Here is a 259-nt window from a genome sequence, read left to right on the forward strand (position 1 = left end):
ATTCGAACAATTCTTTGCTATGTTCAAGCATGCGATGCTGCACATATACCTTTTCTTCCTGATCCCGTGAAAAAGCAACATCCATTTTCGTTAAAATACCGTTTTTCAACCATGTTTGCCACTCAATCTGGTAGAGAAAGTCGGTCACAAAATGCTGATCTCCGAAGAACATCCATGACTTTCCTTCCGCCCCCATTTCCTCACGTTCCTGCATAAAGGAACGGAATGGCGCAACACCGGTTCCCGGTCCAACCATGAT

General features: G+C 44.8%; 1 pseudogene. It reads right to left on the reverse strand.

Annotated elements, in window-relative coordinates:
* Positions 1-259 (reverse strand): annotated as a pseudogene (locus RYX56_RS23485) (sulfite reductase [NADPH] flavoprotein alpha-component); the annotation flags it as partial.

Source organism: Alkalihalophilus lindianensis (assembly GCF_032843265.1).
GTDB classification, from domain to species: domain Bacteria; phylum Bacillota; class Bacilli; order Bacillales; family Bacillaceae_D; genus Alkalihalophilus; species Alkalihalophilus lindianensis.